We start from the raw sequence: 17,051 nt of genomic DNA, 5'->3' as shown, positions 1-17,051 counted from the left end.
AGTGATCTTATCCACAAGTTCAATGTATGGCTGTGTATAGATTACACACAAAATGTGACAGCACAATGAAGCATAGCAGGTGAGTTAGCGGACCGGGGTGGGACTTGCTCCCCTGCTGACGGGTACATCGTAGCAGGGGAGAAGTATATCAAAAATTTTTTACTCTGGGGTAAAACGACGTAAATGTTGTACGGTGGCAAGCCAGGCGGCCAGCCAGCCAATCATGGCGGACACCAGCAGTAACAGCAGACATTCGTCGAAGCCTAAGCCAGAAATATCGAATTTTGTGCCGAAGACCTGGGCAACGTCGGTCACCGCCGACGACAGCCTGAGCACGAGGATTTCGGACAAAATCAGCGATAACAGTGCGCCGCTAAAGCCCAGCAGCGCACCGCCGTAGAGGAACGGACGCAGGATAAATCCATCCGTTGCACCAATGAGTTTCTGCACGTTTATGGAATCACGACGGGCGAAGATGCTCAGGCGCACCGAGTTACCAATCACCAGGAAGACCGCGGCAACCATCAGCAGGCCAATCATCGCCGCAACACGCCCTACCAGGCCGGTCAATGCGGCAAGGCGGGCAAACCAGCTGTCGTCCATGCGCACTTCATCCACGCCGTGAATACGTGCCACCCGGTCGCGCAGGGTGTTCAGATGATCCGTGCTCTGGAAATCCAGCTTAGGATTGACCACCGCCACGGCGGGCAGCGGGTTCTCTTCGAGCATATCCAGCGCGCCGCCGAAGCCCGACCAGTTGCGGAATTCGCCCAGCGCTTCGTCGCGGGAGAGATAATTAACTTTATCGACGCCCTCTTCCGCCTGAATAGCCCCGACGACCTGCGCCGCCGCGTTATCATCCAGCGCCTTATCGAGATAAACCGTAATTTGTGGAGAAGGGTAATACTGGGTCGCGGCCTGGTTTACGTTCTTGTAAACCATATAGCAGACGCTCGGCAGGGTTAGCGAGATGGCAATAACCATCACCGTGAGGAAGGTGGCCAGCGGTTTGCTTTTCAGATCCTGAAGCGCGCCTTCCCAGGCGTAACGGAACTGTTCGTTCACGCCGCCTTTCAGGGAGCGGGCTTTAGACTGCGGCCCTTTGCCACGCTTTTTCACCGAGCGACCCAGATCCCCCAGCTTGTTGAGCTTATTGATTTTGTCCAGTCTGTTACTGAAGCGTTTGATTTGGTTGAGCGCAGAACGTTTATTCACCGAGGCCTCCATGCAAATGGCCATCGCTTAACGTCAGCATCCGGTAGCTGCGACGAGAGATAAGCCCCATGTCGTGCGTTGCCATCAGAACCGTTACCCCAACGCGGTTAAACTCTTCGAACAGGCGCAGAATGCCTTCCGAAAGGGCGTCGTCAAGGTTACCGGTTGGTTCATCCGCCAGCAGCACGGCGGGCTTATTCACCACCGCACGGGCGATACCCACGCGCTGCTGTTCACCGCCGGAGAGCTGAATCGGAAAGTTTTTCGCTTTATCCAGCAGGCCGACCTTATCGAGCGCGGCGCTGACGCGGCGGCGAATGTCTTCCCCGCTGGCACCGGCGATAATCAGCGGGATAGCCACGTTGTCGTAGACGGTTCTGTCCATCAGCAGGTGGTGATCCTGGAAAATCATGCCGATCTGGCGCCGCAGGAACGGCACCTCACGGCTCTTCAGGCGGCTGATATCGTGGCCGCTGAAGAAGATCTTCCCGGCGCTTGGCCGTTCAATGCCGCAGATAAGCTTGAGCAGGGTACTTTTCCCCGCGCCGGAGTGGCCGGTCAGAAACGCCATCTCGCCCGGCTGCATGTGGAAGGTGACTCCCTGCAACGCCTGCCGTCCACCGAGATAGGCTTTACTGACGTGTTCAAAGCGAATCATTGTTAATCCTCTCGGGCAAAAAGTGCCTCAATAAAATCGTCCGCCTTAAACGGACGTAAATCCTCAATTCGTTCGCCAACGCCGATATAGCGAATCGGAATGCCAAACTGGTCGGCAACGGAGAAAATCACGCCGCCCTTGGCTGTGCCATCCAGTTTAGTCAGGGTGATCCCCGTCAGCCCTACGGCTTCGTGGAACAGCTTCGCCTGGCTTATTGCGTTCTGACCCGTGCTGGCATCGAGGGTGAGCATAACCTCATGCGGGGCGTCTTCGTCCAGCTTTTTCATTACGCGGACGATTTTCTTCAGCTCTTCCATCAGGTGCGCTTTGTTCTGCAGGCGCCCGGCAGTATCCGCCAGCAGCACGTCAACGCCACGGGCTTTAGCGGCCTGAATGGCATCGAAAATCACCGATGCGGAATCCGCGCCGGTATGCTGAGCGACAACAGGAATATTGTTGCGCTGGCCCCAGACCTGGAGCTGTTCAACGGCCGCCGCACGGAAGGTATCACCCGCCGCCAGCATGACCGATTTGCCTTCCTGCTGGAACTGACGCGCCAGCTTACCGATGGTGGTAGTTTTACCTACGCCGTTAACGCCAACCATCAGAATAACGAAAGGCGTTTTGCCTTCAACGCTGAGCGGCTCGTCGACCTTCGCCAGAATCTCGCTCATTTCGTCTTTCAGCAGGCCATACAGCGCTTCCGCATCGCGCAGGTCTTTGCGGCTCGCGCTTTCAGTCAGATTAGTAATGATTTTGCGCGTGGTTTCCACGCCTACGTCCGCAATCAGCAGCTGCTCTTCCAGCTCTTCAAACAGATCGTCGTCGATTTTCTTGCCGCGGAACAGGCTGATAAATCCGGAACCGAGATTTTGCTTAGTTTTCAGCAGGCTGCGCTTAAGGCGGGCAAAGAAACCTTCTTTGGTTGGCCTCTCCTGTTCCTGCTGGGCGTCTTCCTGCGCGGCTTCATCCGCCTCTTCTTCTGGCTCGATAACTTCGGCAGGCGACTCTTCTACAGGGGCATAGTCGACGTGCGCGGCAATCACTTCTTCGATTTCGGCGACGGTTTCGTCGGCGGCCTGCTCCTGCTCGGCCAGCCACTCTTCTGGCTCAGGCTCGCTTGCAACGGTCTCTTCGGCGATCTCTTCCGGCAGCGGCAGCTCTTCATGCTCAATGACCGCCTGCTGCTGAGCAACAGGCTCTGGCTCAATGATTTCAGGCTGTGGCTCAGGAACGACTATATGCTCAGCTACTGGCTCTGCTTCAGCTTCGCGTACGGCCTGCGGCTCGGGTGCCTCTTCAACCAGCTTTTCGCTGACTTCCACGACGTCCTGGGCAAAGGCTTCCGTTTCCTGCGGGGAGTGCGCGGCTAGCGGTTCAGGCTCCGCTTCTTGTTCAGGCTTTTCCCCGGCAGCAGGCTGCTCTGCCTCTTCGATTTGTTCAGCGATTTGCTCTGCATTCTGCTCAGCAATCTCTTCGGCAACCGGCTGTTCCTGTTCTGATTTTTGTTCTGGTTCCTGTTCCGGTTCCTGCTCTTTCTGACCAAAGCCCAACCAGGAAAAAAAGCCACGTTTTTTGTCTTTCGCCATTTGCGAATGTACTCCTCGCTGTTGATTCATGGCACAGACCCGATCGCACAGGCTCCGGGCACTGAAAATAATCGTCGATTGAATATGTTAGTCTATCACTTTCCAGACGCTTACGGCACTCTGGCGGATTAAGGTTTCCCCGCATCCGCAGCGCCGTTAGAATAGCCGACAAAAATCGCATCCCAGTGAGTCTCATGAAGAAACCCCAATCCTCCGGCACCGGCCAAATCCGCATCATCGGCGGGCAGTGGCGCGGCCGTAAACTTCCGGTTCCGGACAGCCCGGGGCTGCGCCCGACCACCGACCGGGTGCGCGAAACCCTGTTTAACTGGCTGGCACCGTCGATGGTCGACGCCAGCGTGCTGGACTGCTTCGCGGGCAGCGGCGCGCTGGGACTGGAAGCGCTGTCACGCTACGCGGCAAGCGCTACGCTGCTGGAGATGGACCGCAGCGTTTCGGCGCAATTACAGAAAAATCTGCTGACGCTCAAAGCGGATAACGGCAGGGTGGCGAATACCAACACCCTGAATTATCTGGCGCAGCCTGGCACACCGCACAGCATCGTGTTTGTCGATCCGCCGTTCCGTAAGGGGCTTCTGGAAGAGACGTTAACGCTGCTGGAAACCAACGGCTGGCTGACGGAAGACGCCCTGATTTATGTGGAAAGTGAAGTGGAGAACGGTATGCCGCCGGTTCCTGCGAGCTGGACATTACACCGTGAGAAAGTGGCCGGTCAGGTCGCCTATCGTCTTTATCTTCGCGAAGCCTGAGGAGAAATACCGTGCTGATTAACATAGGCAGACTGCTGATGCTGTTCGTGTGGGCATTTTTGCTGCTGAATATCGTCCATCCGTTCCCGCGTCCGCTGAACATTTTTGTCAACGTAGCGCTGATCTTCACCGTGCTGATGCACGGCATGCAGCTGGCGCTGCTGAAGTCGACCCAGCCCAAAGACGCACCGCCGCTGAGCCGCCTGCAGCAGTTTAAGATTTTCGTCTTCGGCGTGTTTGAACTGCTGGCGTGGCAGAAGAAGCTGCGTCAGGGGAGTAAGTAAGCGCACATTACTGCGTGGTGTCAGGGACGAAGCCGATAAAGCGCGTCCCTTTGTATTGCAAAGTTCCCTTATCCCCCACGCTCATTTCATGATACTGCGCGGCCTGCACGCGCATTTTCAGCTCCATGCCACCCGCCTGCGGACGGAACCACACTTCATACCGCATTGCCTCCCCGGCAGGCGTCACGTCGCGCTGGCGCGAGCGTCGGTCATTGGCAGGCTTTTCACGTTTTGTAGAGACAACTACGCTTTTCTGGCTCAGCGGCGCGGCGTCATTTTCGGCGTTCTGGCGACGCTGATGCATAAAGCGAAAAGAGGCGGCAACCACGATTAACACGATGATTGCTATAAAGATAACTGGCGGCTTGCTCATGGTTTTTTCTCATATTGTCAGGCACTTTTAAGAATACCCCGCACGTCCGGGCGTTGTCATCACCCGGCGTTGACCACTAGACTCAAGGGAAGAAACACGGGCGACCGTGCCGTACGCCAACAATTACAAAAGGGACACGCCATGCTTTGGTCATTTATCGCTGTATTCTTTTCGGGGTGGCTCTACGTCGACGCCTCCTACCGCGGCCCTTCCTGGCAACGCTGGGTTTTTAAGCCAGTTACGCTGCTGCTTTTACTGCTGCTGGCCTGGCAGGCGCCGATGTTCGAAGCCACCGGCTACTTAATTCTCGCGGGCCTGCTGGCAACGCTGGTGGGCGACGCCCTGACCCTGCTGCCGACCCAGCGCATGCTGTACGCGATCGGCGCATTTTTCCTGTCGCACCTGCTCTATACCCTCTATTTCGCCAGCCAGATGACCTTCTCGTTCTTCTGGCCGCTGCCGCTGGCCCTGCTGATCGTCGGCGCGCTGCTGGTGGCGCTGATCTGGACCCGGCTGGAGACTTTCCGCTGGCCAATCATGACCTTTATCGGCATGACGCTGGTGATGGTATGGCTTGCCGGTGAGCTTTACTTCTTCCGCCCTACCAGCGCCAGCTTCTCCGGGTTTGTGGGCGCGGCGCTGCTGCTGCTCGGTAATATCGTCTGGCTGGGTAGCCACTACCGCCGCCGCTTTACCGCCGACAGCGCCATCGCTGCCGCCTGCTACTTTGCCGGTCACTTTATGATCGTGCGGGCGTTATACATTTAATTCGCGTAAACCCTCTTGACTCTGGAGTAAGCTCCAGAGTGTAACATCGGTAATGAGAACTTTATCATTACCCAGGAGGGTGCATGCTCAACTCTAAAAATCCCCCGCAGTTTGCGAAGGCAAAGCTTAGCCCGCTGCCCGTTGAGGCGCCCTCTTGCTGCTCCGACGAGCAGTGTTCGGCCGGGCCGGAAACCGCCACGCTTCCCGATAACGGCGAGCGTTACAGCTGGCTGATCGCCGGGATGGACTGCGCGGCCTGCGCCAGAAAAGTCGAAAATGCCGTGAAGCAGGTTCCTGACGTTCAGCGCGTTCAGGTCCTGTTTGCCACTGAAAAGCTGCTGGTCAGCGCCCCGCGCGACGTTCGTTCGGATGTAGAAAAAGCAGTTAAGGCCGCCGGGTATACCCTCCGCGACAGCGATGCGCCCAAAACCGAGGCTCCCTCCGGCTGGCGTGAAAACCTACCGCTTCTCTCGCTGATTGCCATGATGGCGGTTAGCTGGGGTCTTGAGCAGTTTAACCACCCGTTTGGCAATCTGGCGTTTATCGCCACCACGCTGGTTGGCCTGTGGCCCATCGCGCGCCAGGCCGTGCGCCTGATCCGCAGCGGCAACTGGTTTGCCATCGAAACGCTGATGAGCGTTGCCGCCATCGGCGCGCTGTTCATTGGTGCCACAGCCGAAGCCGCGATGGTACTGCTGCTGTTCCTGGTCGGTGAACGTCTGGAATCTTATGCCGCCAGCCGCGCACGTCGTGGCGTCAGCGCATTGATGGCGCTCAAGCCCGAGATAGCAACGCGCATCCGTAACGGCGAGCGGGAAACGGTGGCGCTAAGCGAACTTCGTCCGGGAGACATCATTGAAGTCTCTGCCGGTAGCCGCCTGCCTGCGGATGGACGCCTGCTTGGCCAGGCCGCCAGCTTCGATGAAAGCGCGTTGACCGGCGAATCCGTTCCCGTGGAGCGCGAGCCAGACGAGAAGGTCCCGGCGGGCAGCACCAGCGTCGACAGGCTGGTTCAGCTCGAAGTGATCTCCGGGCCTGGCGACAGCGCCATCGACCGCATCCTGCGCCTGATAGAGGAAGCCGACGAGCGCCGCGCGCCGATAGAGCGCTTTATCGATCGTTTCAGCCGTATTTATACGCCGATTATTATGGCAATAGCCCTGCTGGCGGCCGTCATTCCGCCGCTGCTGTTCGGCCAGAGCTGGAGCGAGTGGATCTACAAAGGGCTGGCGCTGCTGCTCATCGGCTGTCCGTGCGCGCTGGTCATTTCAACGCCTGCGGCAATCACTTCAGGCCTGGCCGCAGCCGCGCGCCGTGGGGCGCTGATCAAAGGCGGAGCGGCCCTGGAGCGTCTTGGCAAGATCCAGCATATTGCGTTCGATAAAACCGGCACGCTGACGGAAGGTAAACCGCAGGTCACCGCGATAGAAACCTCGGGTTCGCTTAGCGAAAACGAACTGCTGGCCCTTGCCGCCGCCGTAGAACAAGGTTCAACGCATCCGCTGGCACAGGCAATTGTCCGCGAAGCGCAGAGCAGATCACTGACGCTGCCGGTGACCGAATCACATCGGGCGCTGGCAGGGATAGGTGTGGAAGCGATTATCGACGGCGAAACACTTCGGCTTAGCGCTCCAGGCAAGCTTCCTGCAGGCGTACTTAATGAGAGCTGGCAGCAGCGAATCACGCAGCTGGAAGCCGAAGGCCAGACGGTTATCGCAGCGATCCGTCAGGATGAGCTATTGGGCGCTATCGCCATGCGGGATACCCTGCGCGGCGATGCCCGGGAAGCAGTAGAGGCGTTGAAAAAGATCGGCGTGCAGGGTGTGATGCTGACGGGCGACAACCCTCGCGCCGCAGCCGCTATAGCAGGTGAGCTGGGCATGGACTACCGCGCCAGTCTGCTGCCCGCCGATAAAGTCAAAGCGGTAAATGAGCTCAACGCGCAAAGTCCGCTGGCAATGGTTGGCGACGGCATCAACGACGCCCCGGCGATGAAAGCCGCAACCATCGGGATCGCCATGGGCAGCGGCACGGACGTTGCTCTGGAAACCGCAGACGCGGCGCTGACGCATAACCGCCTGACCGAGCTTGCGGCCATGATCGGCTTAGCAAGGGCCACCCATAACAACATCCGCCAGAACATCACCATCGCGCTGGGCCTGAAAGCCATTTTCCTGGTCACCACGCTGATGGGCCTGACCGGCCTGTGGCTGGCGGTACTGGCAGATTCAGGCGCAACGGCACTGGTCACAGCTAACGCGCTGAGGCTGCTGCGCAAAAAATAAGAGCTGGATGATGTGGCCGGTGAGACAAGCAAAAATAAATTGCGAACAGCCTCGGGCATTTTTTCCCGCAGGCTGGCCGCAGAAAGCGTGACTGACGACAATGTAAGAACAGGGTGCGGTTGACCAATTGGCAACCGCGCACTTATAGTTATTGTCAGATAGTCAACTTCAGGAAGAAGTTATGCATTTAATCACTATCAAAGCCTTAAGCGACGCCAGCAGGAGGTTTCCCCAGCATAGCCAGGAGCTGTTAATGCTTGGGCGAATAATCGAAAAAGGGTATTTCCCAACGCCTGATTCGCTGCGGAAGATTTACCCGACGCTGGATAATTTTAAATATCTGGATAAGCACTACGTCATCAACGTCGCCCGTAACGAGCTAAGGCTTATCGCGCTGATTTTTTTTGAAAGCCAGAAATTCTACGTACGCCACATCACGAACCACCCGGATTACATCAGGTTTACCGAAATGCACAGGGGAAAGAAAAGATGATCGCAGAGGCGCTAAAAGCGGCGGAAGCCCTGAAAACAGCGGTGCCGCTGCTGGCGGGCAGCAGCAGCGAAAAAGATTACCAGGAGGCGCTGGAACTGGTGGAGTATCTGTTTATCAACGACCCTACCAGCCCCCTGCTGGACATGGTCAGCCGTAAAATTACTGAATATGAAGACAGGCTGCCCGAGGTTGTCGCCTTTCGCGAGCAGATGAACGCTATTCCTCCCGGCATCGCAGTTCTGAAGACGCTGATGGATCAGCACCAGCTCAGGCAAAGTGATTTTCAACAGGAGATCGGCAGCAAGTCTATGGTCTGTCGGGTGCTTAGCGGTGAACGTCAGCTCACCACCGAGCACATCAGAAAACTTTCCCGCCGCTTTGGTATTTCTCCGGCGCTGTTTATTGAATAACACCTGTCGGATGACGCTGCGCTTATCCGACCTACGACAGAGAGTTAGCCTGGTTTTGTAGAGTTAACCTGGTTTTGTAGGGTGGATAAGCGCCAGCGTCATCCGCCGGGTTTAGTTCATCCCCAACGCATGCGGCAGCCACAGCGACACCCACGGGATGTAGGTCACCATCGCCAGCACCACCAGCAGCATGGCGTAGAACGGCAGCATGGCCTTCACCACTACTTCTATTTTCTGCTTGCTGACCGCGCTTGCCACAAACAGCACCGAGCCGACCGGCGGGGTGATTAACCCGATCCCCAGGTTCACCATCATGATCATCCCGAAATGCACCGGATCGATGCCCAGCGCGTTGGTCACCGGCAGCAGCACCGGCGTTAAGATCAGGATGATTGGCGCCATATCCATCAGCGTGCCGATCAGCAGCAGCATGACGTTAAGGTACATGAGGATCACGTACTTGTTGTCGGACAGCGACGTGAAGAACTCCGTGATGCGCGCTGGCAGCTGCATGTAGGTCATCACCGCGCCGAAGGCCGCCGCGAAACCAATCAAAATCATGACGATTGAGACGGTTTTCACCGTGCGGAACATCAGCTTCGGCAGCTCGTTCCATTTGTAGTCGCGGTAGATAAACATGGTGACGAAGAACGCCCAGACGCAGGCCACCGCCGCCGATTCCGTGGCGGTGAACACGCCGGTCAGAATGCCGCCGAGGATAATCACCACGGTCATCAGGCCCCACAGCGCATCAAAGAAGATTTTTAAAGCCTGTTGGAAAGGAATGCGATCGCCCTTCGGATAACCGCGCTTGTGGGCAAAGCCCAGGCACATCACCATCAGGCAGGAACCGAGCAACAATCCAGGCAGCACACCGGCGATAAACAGCGTGGCGATGGAAACCGTGCCCCCAGCCGCCAGCGAATAAATCACCGAGTTGTGGCTGGGCGGGATAAGTATCGCCTGCACCGATCCGCTCGCCGTTACCGCCGCCGCGTATTCCCGCGGATAGCCCTTTTTCTCCATTTCCGGGATCATCACGCTGCCGATGGAGGCGGTATCCGCCACCGACGACCCTGAAATCGCCCCGAAGAAGGTCGACGCCACAATATTCACCAGCGACAGGCCGCCGCGAATAAACCCGACGAAGATGTAAGCGAAGTTCACCAGACGGCGGGCAATCCCCCCTTCCGCCATAATCGCCCCCGCCAGAATAAAGAACGGGATGGCCAGCAGCGTGAATTTGTTCACCCCGCTGGTTATCTGGATCATGATCGCCTCGAGCGGTAAATCAATCCACAGCGCGCCGACCATGGCGCTGAGGCCCACGGCAAAGGCGACGGGCATCCCCACCGCCAGCAGCACGGCGAGGGTGGCTAATAATATAAATGCATCCATTTTGGATCCCCTGGCCGTTAACCGTGATTACCCAGCAGTACTACCGGTCGGTTCTCCTGGGAACCAAACAGCAGCCGCTCGATAACGAACAACATCAGCAACACCGCGCCAACCGGCAGCGGCAGATAGGTCTGCCCTGAAGTCAGGATGGGGAACTCGGCCACCGGCTGCTCCCACAGATCCGCACACAGGAAATAGCTGTAATAGAACATCACGCCTGAAATCAGCAGCATCAGCAGGTCAACCACCCGTGCGCAGAACGTCTGCGCCGCCGCTGGAAGCCGGTCGGTCAGCATGTTTACCGCAATATGCGAACCCGCACGGTAGCTCACCGCCGCGCCGATAAACGTAAAGGTCACCATGCAGATAATCGCCACCGGCTCCGGCCAGGACTCCCCACGGTTGAGCACATAGCGCGAGAAAATCCCAATCGGAATAATGATGGTCATGACAAGCAAGGAGAAACCGGCGACGACCATCGCCGCCAGGTAGACTTTATCCATCCAGTTTGAGTAGCTTTGGGACATACGTCCTCCACGAAAGCGTTAGCGGCAGGATTACTGGACGTCAGCAATGGCTTTCATCAGTTCCTGATGCTTGTCGCCGTACTGCTTGCGGACCGGCTCGGTCGCCTTCACGAACCAGGCCTTGTCGATTTCGTGGAACTGCACGCCGCCCGCCTTCATTTTATCCAGCGCCTGTTTGTTGTAGGCATTCCACAGCTCGCGCTGCTCCATCTGCGCTTCGCGGGCAAGCTTGAGGATTTTCTGCTGGTCGTCGGCGCTCAGCTTGTCCCACTTCACTTTCGAATAGAGCAGCATTTCTGGGGTGATGAAGTGGCCGCTTAATGTGTAGTTTTTCGCCACCGGCATGTAGTTGTGGGCAATGAACGTAGGCGGGTTGTTTTCCGCGCCGTCGATAACGCCGGTCTGCATGCCGCTGTAAACCTCGCTAACACCCATCGCCACGGAGTTAGCCCCCATGTCTTTCAGCGTTGCCAGCGCAACCGGGCTGCCCTGCACGCGGATCTTCATGCCCTTCAGATCTTCCGGCTTCACGACCGGTTTTTTAGTTATCAGGTTACGCGTGCCGGAGTCCATCCAGCCGAGGAACACCAGGCGGGACTTCGGGTTAGCGGTGAGCTTGTCGCCAATTTGCTTGCCGAGATCGCCGTCGATAACTTTGTGCATGTGGTCTTCATCGCGGAAGACGTACGGCAGGGTAAAGACCTCAACGTCGGGCAGAATAGCGGCAACCGGGGCCATAGAGACGCGAATCATGTCAATGGCGCCCATCTGCGCCTGCTCGATCATCTGCTTTTCATCGCCCAGCACGCCGCTTGGGAAGACTTTAATCTCCAGCTCGCCGTTGGTCTCTTTTTTAAGCTTTTCGCCCATGTGCTGAACGGCAACCACGTTCGGGTACCCTTCGGGATGGACGTCGGCGGCTTTGATCACTTGCGCGTAACCGGCCTGCGCAAAGAGCAGCGTCGCGGTGGACAGGCACAGGCCGGCAAAAGCAGGCAGTAAAGTCTTCTTCATCGTGTTGCTCCAGCAGATAGGGGTAAGGGAGGTAAGAATTAAAACAATGTTTTAGTTTGACGAATAAAAACTAGACCACGGGGAAAAAAGCGGAGGTGAAGCAGTTCACAAAAGCGATAATATCTGAAACCGGAGTTCAGGAATGATGCAAAGAAGGTTCAAAACCCTGCGCTGGCGCACAGGGCCGACAGAGATTACTGGCCTTTACGCAGCAGATAGCGATAAGGCAATGATTCGACGTGCTGCGCGAGCAGTTCGTGCTCCATAAAGCGGCAGAAACCGGGAATATCGCGCGTGGTGGCCGGGTCGTCGGCGATAACCAGCAGCGTTTCGCCCGTCTGCATATTGCGCACGGTTTTGCGCACCATCATTACCGGCTCGGGGCAGCGCAGGCCGAGGGCGTCCAGCGTGTGGTCGGGGTTGGCAAACAGATCGGTCATGGTCGGTCTCACATTTTAAAAACCGCGCTAGTTTACGCCTGGTAAATTCCTGCGCAAGAGACGTTAACGATTGCGCTAAAATTAACCGTTGCAAAGCGGGGCTAACGCAGTATCATGCCCGCCGTCCAGCTTGCTGGCAGACATTGTTTACTGGGTTCCCTCACCCCATTCACTAAAAAGGTTAAAAAATGACGCAGTTCACTTCGACTCAGCGCGTAAAGGCGCTGTTCTGGCTATCGCTATTCCATTTGCTGGTGATCACCTCCAGCAACTATCTGGTGCAGCTTCCCGTTTCGGTGTTTGGTTTCCATACGACCTGGGGCGCGTTCAGCTTCCCGTTCATCTTCCTGGCAACCGACCTGACGGTGCGAATTTTTGGCGCTCCGCTGGCACGCCGTATCATCTTCGCGGTGATGATGCCCGCGCTGATTATCTCCTACGGCATTTCCGCCCTGTTCTATATGGGCAGCTGGCAAGGGTTTGAAGCGCTGACGCACTTTAACCTGTTCGTTGCCCGCATCGCCGCCGCAAGCTTTATGGCCTACGCGCTGGGTCAGATCCTCGACGTTCACGTGTTTAACCGCCTGCGTCAGAGCCGCCGCTGGTGGCTTGCGCCAACGGCCTCTACGCTGTTGGGCAACGTCAGCGACACGCTCTCCTTCTTCTTTATCGCCTTCTGGCGCAGCCCGGACGCGTTTATGGCCCAGCACTGGGTGGAGATCGCCATCGTTGATTACTGCTTCAAGGTATTAATCAGCATCGTGTTCTTCCTGCCGATGTACGGCGTGCTGCTGAATATGCTGATGAAGCGCCTGGCGGATAAATCTGAAATGTCGTCGTTACAGCCGGGTTGACCGTGACTGAATTATCTTGTGCTAAGATGCTGAGATCGGCCTCAATGGCTTGTTAACATTAAAGGAAGATGTCATGCGTAACCTGGTAAAATATGTCGGTATCGGCCTGCTGGTGCTGGGTCTTGCTGCCTGCGACAACAACGACACCAAAACCCCGACCGAAGGCGCTGCGGCGGAGAGTAACGCCAGCGGCCAGCCGGTAACCCTGCTGGACGGCAAGCTGAGCTTTGCGCTGCCTGCGGATATGACCGACCAGAGCGGAAAATTAGGCACGCAGACCAACAATATGCATGTCTATTCAGACGCCACGGGCCAGAAAGCAGTGATCGTGATCGTGGGCGATAACAGCCCGGATGACCTGGCCGCGCTGACAAAACGTCTGGAAGATCAGCAGCGCGCGCGCGACCCGCAGCTGCAGGTAGTCACCAACAAATCCGTCGAGGTTAAAGGCCACACGCTGCAGCAGCTCGACACCGTTATCTCTGCGAAAGGGCAGACCGCCTACTCGTCAGTGATTCTGAGCAAAGTAGACAACAAGCTGCTGACCATGCAGATCACCCTTCCGGCTGACGATCAGCAGAAAGCGCAGTCCGCCGCAGAGAACATCATTAATACCATCACCATCAAATAAGATTTTGCGGGTGTAGCACGGCCTCCGGTTAACCATCGGGGGCCGTTTTTTTTGCCTGAAATCAGGACTTTCAGACACCCCCTCTGCGTGGGTTACAAACGAACCGCTACACTATGAAGATCGATAACAGAAAGGAATCCTCCATGCGCACCCTGCCCACCCCGGAAGCAGATAAAGTCGGGCTACACATCCTCCTAAAACTCTCTGCCCTGGTGATTATTCTCGCGGGTATTCACGCGGCGGCAGATATCATCGTCCAGCTGCTGCTGGCGCTGTTTTTTGCCATCGTGCTCAACCCGCTGGTGACCTGGTTTATTCGCCGTGGGGTGAACCGCCCGCTGGCGATTTCCATCGTGGTGTTCGTGATGCTGATCGTGCTCACCATGCTGATCGGCGTGCTGGCGGCGTCGATGAGCGACTTCATGGAGCTGCTGCCGAAGTACAACAAGGTGCTGACGCAAAAGGTACTGGAGATTGAGAGGATGGTGCCGTTTATGCATCTGCGCCTGTCGCCCGAACGCATGCTGCAGCGCATGGATTCAGAGAAGGTGATGGCCTTCGCCACCACGATGATGACGGGCTTTTCCGGCGCGATGGCGAGCATCCTGCTGCTGGTGATGACCGTGGTGTTCATGCTTTTTGAAGTGCGCCACGTCCCTTATAAGCTGCGCTTCGCGCTCTCCAATCCGCAAATTCATATCGCCGGCCTGCACCGCGCGCTGAAAGGCGTAACGCATTATCTGGCGCTGAAAACCTTAATCAGCCTGTGGACCGGGGTCATTATCTGGGCGGGGCTTGCGCTGCTGGACGTGCAGTTCGCGCTGATGTGGGGCGTGCTGGGCTTCCTGCTTAACTACATTCCCAACATCGGCTCGGTGATCTCCGCTATTCCGCCGATGTTTCAGGCCTTCCTGTTCAACGGCACCTACGAAATGATCATGGTCGGCGTTCTGTTCCTCGTCGTGCATATGGTGCTGGGGAATATCGTGGAGCCGCGCATGATGGGCCGCGGCCTCGGGATGTCCACCTTCGTGGTGTTTCTCTCGCTGCTGTTCTGGGGCTGGCTGCTCGGCCCGGTGGGCATGCTGCTCTCCGTACCGCTTACCAGCGTCTGTAAAATCCTGATGGAAACAACGAAAGGTGGGGCCAAGCTGGCGATTCTGCTCGGCCCTGGGCGGCCCAAGAGCCGCTTACCGGGTTAATCCCCTCGTCCCTCAGGGTTACAGGCCCTGGGGGAATGATTTCGGCAGCTCGCTTGCCGGGCAGGCAATCACGCTTTCATTGTTTTCGCCGCAGTCCCGCACGAAGGTAATGGTAGCGAATTCGTCAATCACCTCAGTAGGATAAGCCGGGCCAGCCTCACGCAGCGCGGCCATTTCGGTCAGATGCTCGTTCTGGAAGCAGACGGTTTTTTCAGGGCTGTTGATGACCCAGCGCGGGAAGAAAATGGTGCCGTGGAACAGCCTGTCGGCCAGGTTCACAATCAGGCTCACGTCGGTCCCCGTCGGCTCGGTCCAGGAAATTTTGTAGACGCTTTCGCCGACGCGAACGATGTACGCAAACTGATCTTTCACCCAGCGGTCTGCCACAATGCCGCTGTGGATCCGGTAGTCCAGCGTGGTGCCATTCTTCACGTAAATCTCGTAGTTCCAGCCGTTGTCGTAGGTATAAACCAGGTGTTTACCAACGAATCCGCTCAGGTCATGTTTATCAAACTTGCTCATTTTTTCTCTCCTCTGTTGCGATAAGGAGATCATAGGCCTTCATTTTTTAGATTAATAACGCTATGTTTGCATCAAATTCATCGGATTTTTAGATTGGTCATGCACAAGACAACCCTGGAGCAGTGGGCCCTGCTGGAGAAGGTCGTGGAGCTGGGAAGCTTCGCAAAAGCGGCGCAGGCCACGCACCGCAGCCAGTCATCGGTCAGCTATAACCTGGCTTTGCTACAGGAAAGATTAGGCGTGGCCTTGCTTCAGGCCGCCGGACGCAAGGCCATCCTGACGCCCGCGGGGGAGCTGCTCCTCGCCCAGGCCAGGCCGCTGCTTAAGGCTTTTGAGCACGTTGAAACCCGCGCCGCATCGCTGCAAAACGGGGTAAGAACGCGTCTGGATTTTGTCGTCGACAGCATTTTCCCGCGCGGAAAGCTGTTTGCGATTCTGCGGCAGTTCCAGCGGCTGCATGCCCAGACGCAGGTCCACCTCACCGAAATTCTGGAAAATGACGAAACGGCGATTGCGAAGGCGGACGTGATGGTGCTGACGCGCCGCCAGGACATGACCGGGCGCGGCGAATGGCTGATGAACATAGATTTCGTGGCCGTGGCGCATCGCGATCACCCTCTGCACCGCCTGCCCGGTCCCGTCAGCGAGGACGAGCTGGCGCAGTATCCGCCGATTCGTATTACCAACCGGGAAGCAAAGCCGCTACAGGATGAGCCGGTGGAGTCCTGGACCTTTTCCACCATCGAGGCCGCCATTGAGGCTATCACGTATCAGGTCGGCTACGGCTGGCTGCCGGAAGAGCGCATCAGCCGCCAGATAGAAGAAGGCACGCTAAAAATTCTGCAGCTTAGCCACGGCACCCGCCGCGCCACGCCGCTGCACCTGGTGGTCAAAAAGGATATCCTTCCCCTTGATGAACAGGTGCAGACGCTGCTGCGGCTGATTAAAGAGCAGCCATAGATTAAGGTTTTTTCGCCGCCAGCATCGCCTCGCCAATTGCCGCTTCGCCGCGTGCAATTAGCTGCGTGGCGGCACCCGTCCGGTCCTCTACGCTCTCATTTTGCCCCAGCTTCATTATCCCTTTCAGCTCCGCCACCTCGATTTCAATCCCCACCACGGCTTTTAGCAGGGCGTCGATGTAGTCCTCTGGCGCATCCGACATCTGCCAGGGCTTCTGCATACCTGCTTCATGCTCTGCCGTCAGGCGTGCCAGCAGCCCGCGCATATAGCGCTCGTCGTCATGGACGACCAGCCGTCCGCGGGCGTGTACGGCCTGGTAGTTCCACGTTGGCACCTGGCGATGATCCTCGTGCTTGCTGGGATACCATTCCGGGGAGATATAACCCTGCGGGCCGTGAAAAATGACCAGCACGTTTTCATGCCCGCTAATATTGCGCCAGACGGGGTTACCGCGGGCAACATGGGCATGCAGCGAGCCGGATTCGTCCAGGTGAAAAGGCAGATGATAAGCATCCGGCCCCTGCGAATTTTGCACAACCAAAGTCCCCAGGGGATGGGCCGCTATAAAGGCATTCAGGATCCCGGGGCTGGGCTCCTGAAAAGGGCGTGGTACGTACATGACTGACTCCGGTGACGTTAAGAGAGGCGTTACTCTAAG

At 57.1% G+C, this 17,051-nt stretch carries 20 protein-coding genes; 10 read left to right on the top strand and 10 right to left on the bottom strand.

From position 1 onward, the window contains the following. Positions 1-159 precede the first annotated feature (159 nt). From ftsX to ftsY, 3 genes are read right to left on the bottom strand one after another with little or no spacing between them, the layout of a single operon-like run. Positions 160-1,215 (bottom strand): permease-like cell division protein FtsX, encoded by a 1,056-nt coding sequence (gene ftsX, locus AAE045_RS14940; RefSeq protein ID WP_455548407.1) that lies wholly within the window; start codon positions 1,213-1,215, stop codon positions 160-162. Beyond that, positions 1,208-1,873 (bottom strand): cell division ATP-binding protein FtsE, encoded by a 666-nt coding sequence (ftsE, locus tag AAE045_RS14935; RefSeq protein WP_455548406.1) that lies wholly within the window; start codon positions 1,871-1,873, stop codon positions 1,208-1,210. Before ftsE ends, ftsX begins: the two co-directional genes overlap by 8 nt. A gap of 2 nt (positions 1,874-1,875) precedes the next feature. Then, complete coding sequence (gene ftsY, locus AAE045_RS14930; RefSeq protein WP_455548405.1) at positions 1,876-3,462, bottom strand: signal recognition particle-docking protein FtsY; 1,587 nt, start codon at positions 3,460-3,462, stop codon at positions 1,876-1,878. A gap of 194 nt (positions 3,463-3,656) precedes the next feature. Here ftsY and rsmD point away from each other — a divergent pair, with 194 nt between their 5' ends. Beyond that, the gene (gene rsmD, locus AAE045_RS14925; protein WP_455548404.1) at positions 3,657-4,232 is read left to right on the top strand and encodes a 16S rRNA (guanine(966)-N(2))-methyltransferase; all 576 of its coding nucleotides are present in this window, start codon (positions 3,657-3,659) and stop codon (positions 4,230-4,232) included. 11 nt (positions 4,233-4,243) lie between these two features. After that, on the top strand, positions 4,244-4,516 hold the full coding sequence (locus tag AAE045_RS14920) for a DUF1145 domain-containing protein (RefSeq protein ID WP_455426548.1): 273 nt from the start codon (positions 4,244-4,246) through the stop codon (positions 4,514-4,516). Between the two features lie 7 nt (positions 4,517-4,523). Here AAE045_RS14920 and AAE045_RS14915 read toward each other — a convergent pair whose 3' ends face one another. After that, the gene (locus tag AAE045_RS14915; protein ID WP_455548403.1) at positions 4,524-4,889 is read right to left on the bottom strand and encodes a DUF2500 domain-containing protein; all 366 of its coding nucleotides are present in this window, start codon (positions 4,887-4,889) and stop codon (positions 4,524-4,526) included. A 141-nt stretch (positions 4,890-5,030) separates the two neighbouring features. Here AAE045_RS14915 and AAE045_RS14910 point away from each other — a divergent pair, with 141 nt between their 5' ends. The 4 genes from AAE045_RS14910 (at position 5,031) to AAE045_RS14895 (ending at position 8,845) form a co-directional block, all read left to right on the top strand. Next, the gene (locus AAE045_RS14910) at positions 5,031-5,657 is read left to right on the top strand and encodes a lysoplasmalogenase (protein WP_455548402.1); all 627 of its coding nucleotides are present in this window, start codon (positions 5,031-5,033) and stop codon (positions 5,655-5,657) included. Positions 5,658-5,740: 83 nt separating this feature from the next. Continuing rightward, a complete protein-coding gene (gene zntA / locus AAE045_RS14905; protein ID WP_455548401.1) occupies positions 5,741-7,942 on the top strand; it encodes a Zn(II)/Cd(II)/Pb(II) translocating P-type ATPase ZntA in 2,202 nt (733 codons plus the stop codon). A gap of 181 nt (positions 7,943-8,123) precedes the next feature. Next, a complete protein-coding gene (locus tag AAE045_RS14900; protein ID WP_455548400.1) occupies positions 8,124-8,435 on the top strand; it encodes a type II toxin-antitoxin system HigB family toxin in 312 nt (103 codons plus the stop codon). Further along, positions 8,432-8,845: a helix-turn-helix domain-containing protein gene (locus AAE045_RS14895; RefSeq protein WP_455548399.1), complete on the top strand. Its 414-nt coding sequence runs from the start codon at positions 8,432-8,434 to the stop codon at positions 8,843-8,845. The genes AAE045_RS14900 and AAE045_RS14895 overlap by 4 nt, the downstream gene beginning before the upstream one ends. 111 nt (positions 8,846-8,956) lie before the next feature. Here AAE045_RS14895 and AAE045_RS14890 read toward each other — a convergent pair whose 3' ends face one another. From AAE045_RS14890 to tusA, 4 genes are all read right to left on the bottom strand, one after another. Continuing rightward, the gene (locus AAE045_RS14890; RefSeq protein WP_455548398.1) at positions 8,957-10,243 is read right to left on the bottom strand and encodes a TRAP transporter large permease; all 1,287 of its coding nucleotides are present in this window, start codon (positions 10,241-10,243) and stop codon (positions 8,957-8,959) included. A gap of 17 nt (positions 10,244-10,260) precedes the next feature. Continuing rightward, the gene (locus tag AAE045_RS14885) at positions 10,261-10,770 is read right to left on the bottom strand and encodes a TRAP transporter small permease (RefSeq protein WP_455548397.1); all 510 of its coding nucleotides are present in this window, start codon (positions 10,768-10,770) and stop codon (positions 10,261-10,263) included. 30 nt (positions 10,771-10,800) lie between these two features. Then, complete coding sequence (locus AAE045_RS14880) at positions 10,801-11,784, bottom strand: TRAP transporter substrate-binding protein (protein ID WP_455426542.1); 984 nt, start codon at positions 11,782-11,784, stop codon at positions 10,801-10,803. 194 nt (positions 11,785-11,978) lie between these two features. Further along, the gene (gene tusA / locus AAE045_RS14875; protein WP_455426541.1) at positions 11,979-12,224 is read right to left on the bottom strand and encodes a sulfurtransferase; all 246 of its coding nucleotides are present in this window, start codon (positions 12,222-12,224) and stop codon (positions 11,979-11,981) included. 188 nt (positions 12,225-12,412) lie between these two features. Here tusA and AAE045_RS14870 point away from each other — a divergent pair, with 188 nt between their 5' ends. The 3 genes from AAE045_RS14870 (at position 12,413) to AAE045_RS14860 (ending at position 14,911) form a co-directional block, all read left to right on the top strand. Continuing rightward, on the top strand, positions 12,413-13,078 hold the full coding sequence (locus tag AAE045_RS14870; protein WP_455548396.1) for a 7-cyano-7-deazaguanine/7-aminomethyl-7-deazaguanine transporter: 666 nt from the start codon (positions 12,413-12,415) through the stop codon (positions 13,076-13,078). A 73-nt stretch (positions 13,079-13,151) separates the two neighbouring features. Continuing rightward, complete coding sequence (locus AAE045_RS14865) at positions 13,152-13,709, top strand: DcrB family protein (protein ID WP_455426539.1); 558 nt, start codon at positions 13,152-13,154, stop codon at positions 13,707-13,709. A gap of 152 nt (positions 13,710-13,861) precedes the next feature. Next, positions 13,862-14,911 (top strand): AI-2E family transporter, encoded by a 1,050-nt coding sequence (locus AAE045_RS14860; RefSeq protein WP_455548497.1) that lies wholly within the window; start codon positions 13,862-13,864, stop codon positions 14,909-14,911. Positions 14,912-14,929: 18 nt separating this feature from the next. Here AAE045_RS14860 and AAE045_RS14855 read toward each other — a convergent pair whose 3' ends face one another. Beyond that, complete coding sequence (locus AAE045_RS14855; RefSeq protein ID WP_455548395.1) at positions 14,930-15,433, bottom strand: phenolic acid decarboxylase; 504 nt, start codon at positions 15,431-15,433, stop codon at positions 14,930-14,932. A 99-nt stretch (positions 15,434-15,532) separates the two neighbouring features. Here AAE045_RS14855 and AAE045_RS14850 point away from each other — a divergent pair, with 99 nt between their 5' ends. After that, positions 15,533-16,393 carry a LysR family transcriptional regulator gene (locus AAE045_RS14850; RefSeq protein WP_455548394.1) on the top strand — a complete coding sequence of 287 codons (861 nt, stop codon included), beginning with the start codon at positions 15,533-15,535 and terminating at the stop codon, positions 16,391-16,393. A gap of 1 nt (position 16,394) precedes the next feature. On the opposite strand, the gene AAE045_RS14845 is transcribed toward AAE045_RS14850, so the two are convergent. Beyond that, entirely contained in the window at positions 16,395-17,012 is a 618-nt protein-coding gene (locus AAE045_RS14845; protein WP_455548393.1) for an FMN-binding negative transcriptional regulator, read from the bottom strand. Positions 17,013-17,051: the final 39 nt, after the last annotated feature.

This window comes from Dryocola clanedunensis (assembly GCF_038405435.1).
Classification (GTDB): domain Bacteria; phylum Pseudomonadota; class Gammaproteobacteria; order Enterobacterales; family Enterobacteriaceae; genus Dryocola; species Dryocola clanedunensis_A.
This window is presented reverse-complemented; position numbering and strand designations above follow the sequence as displayed.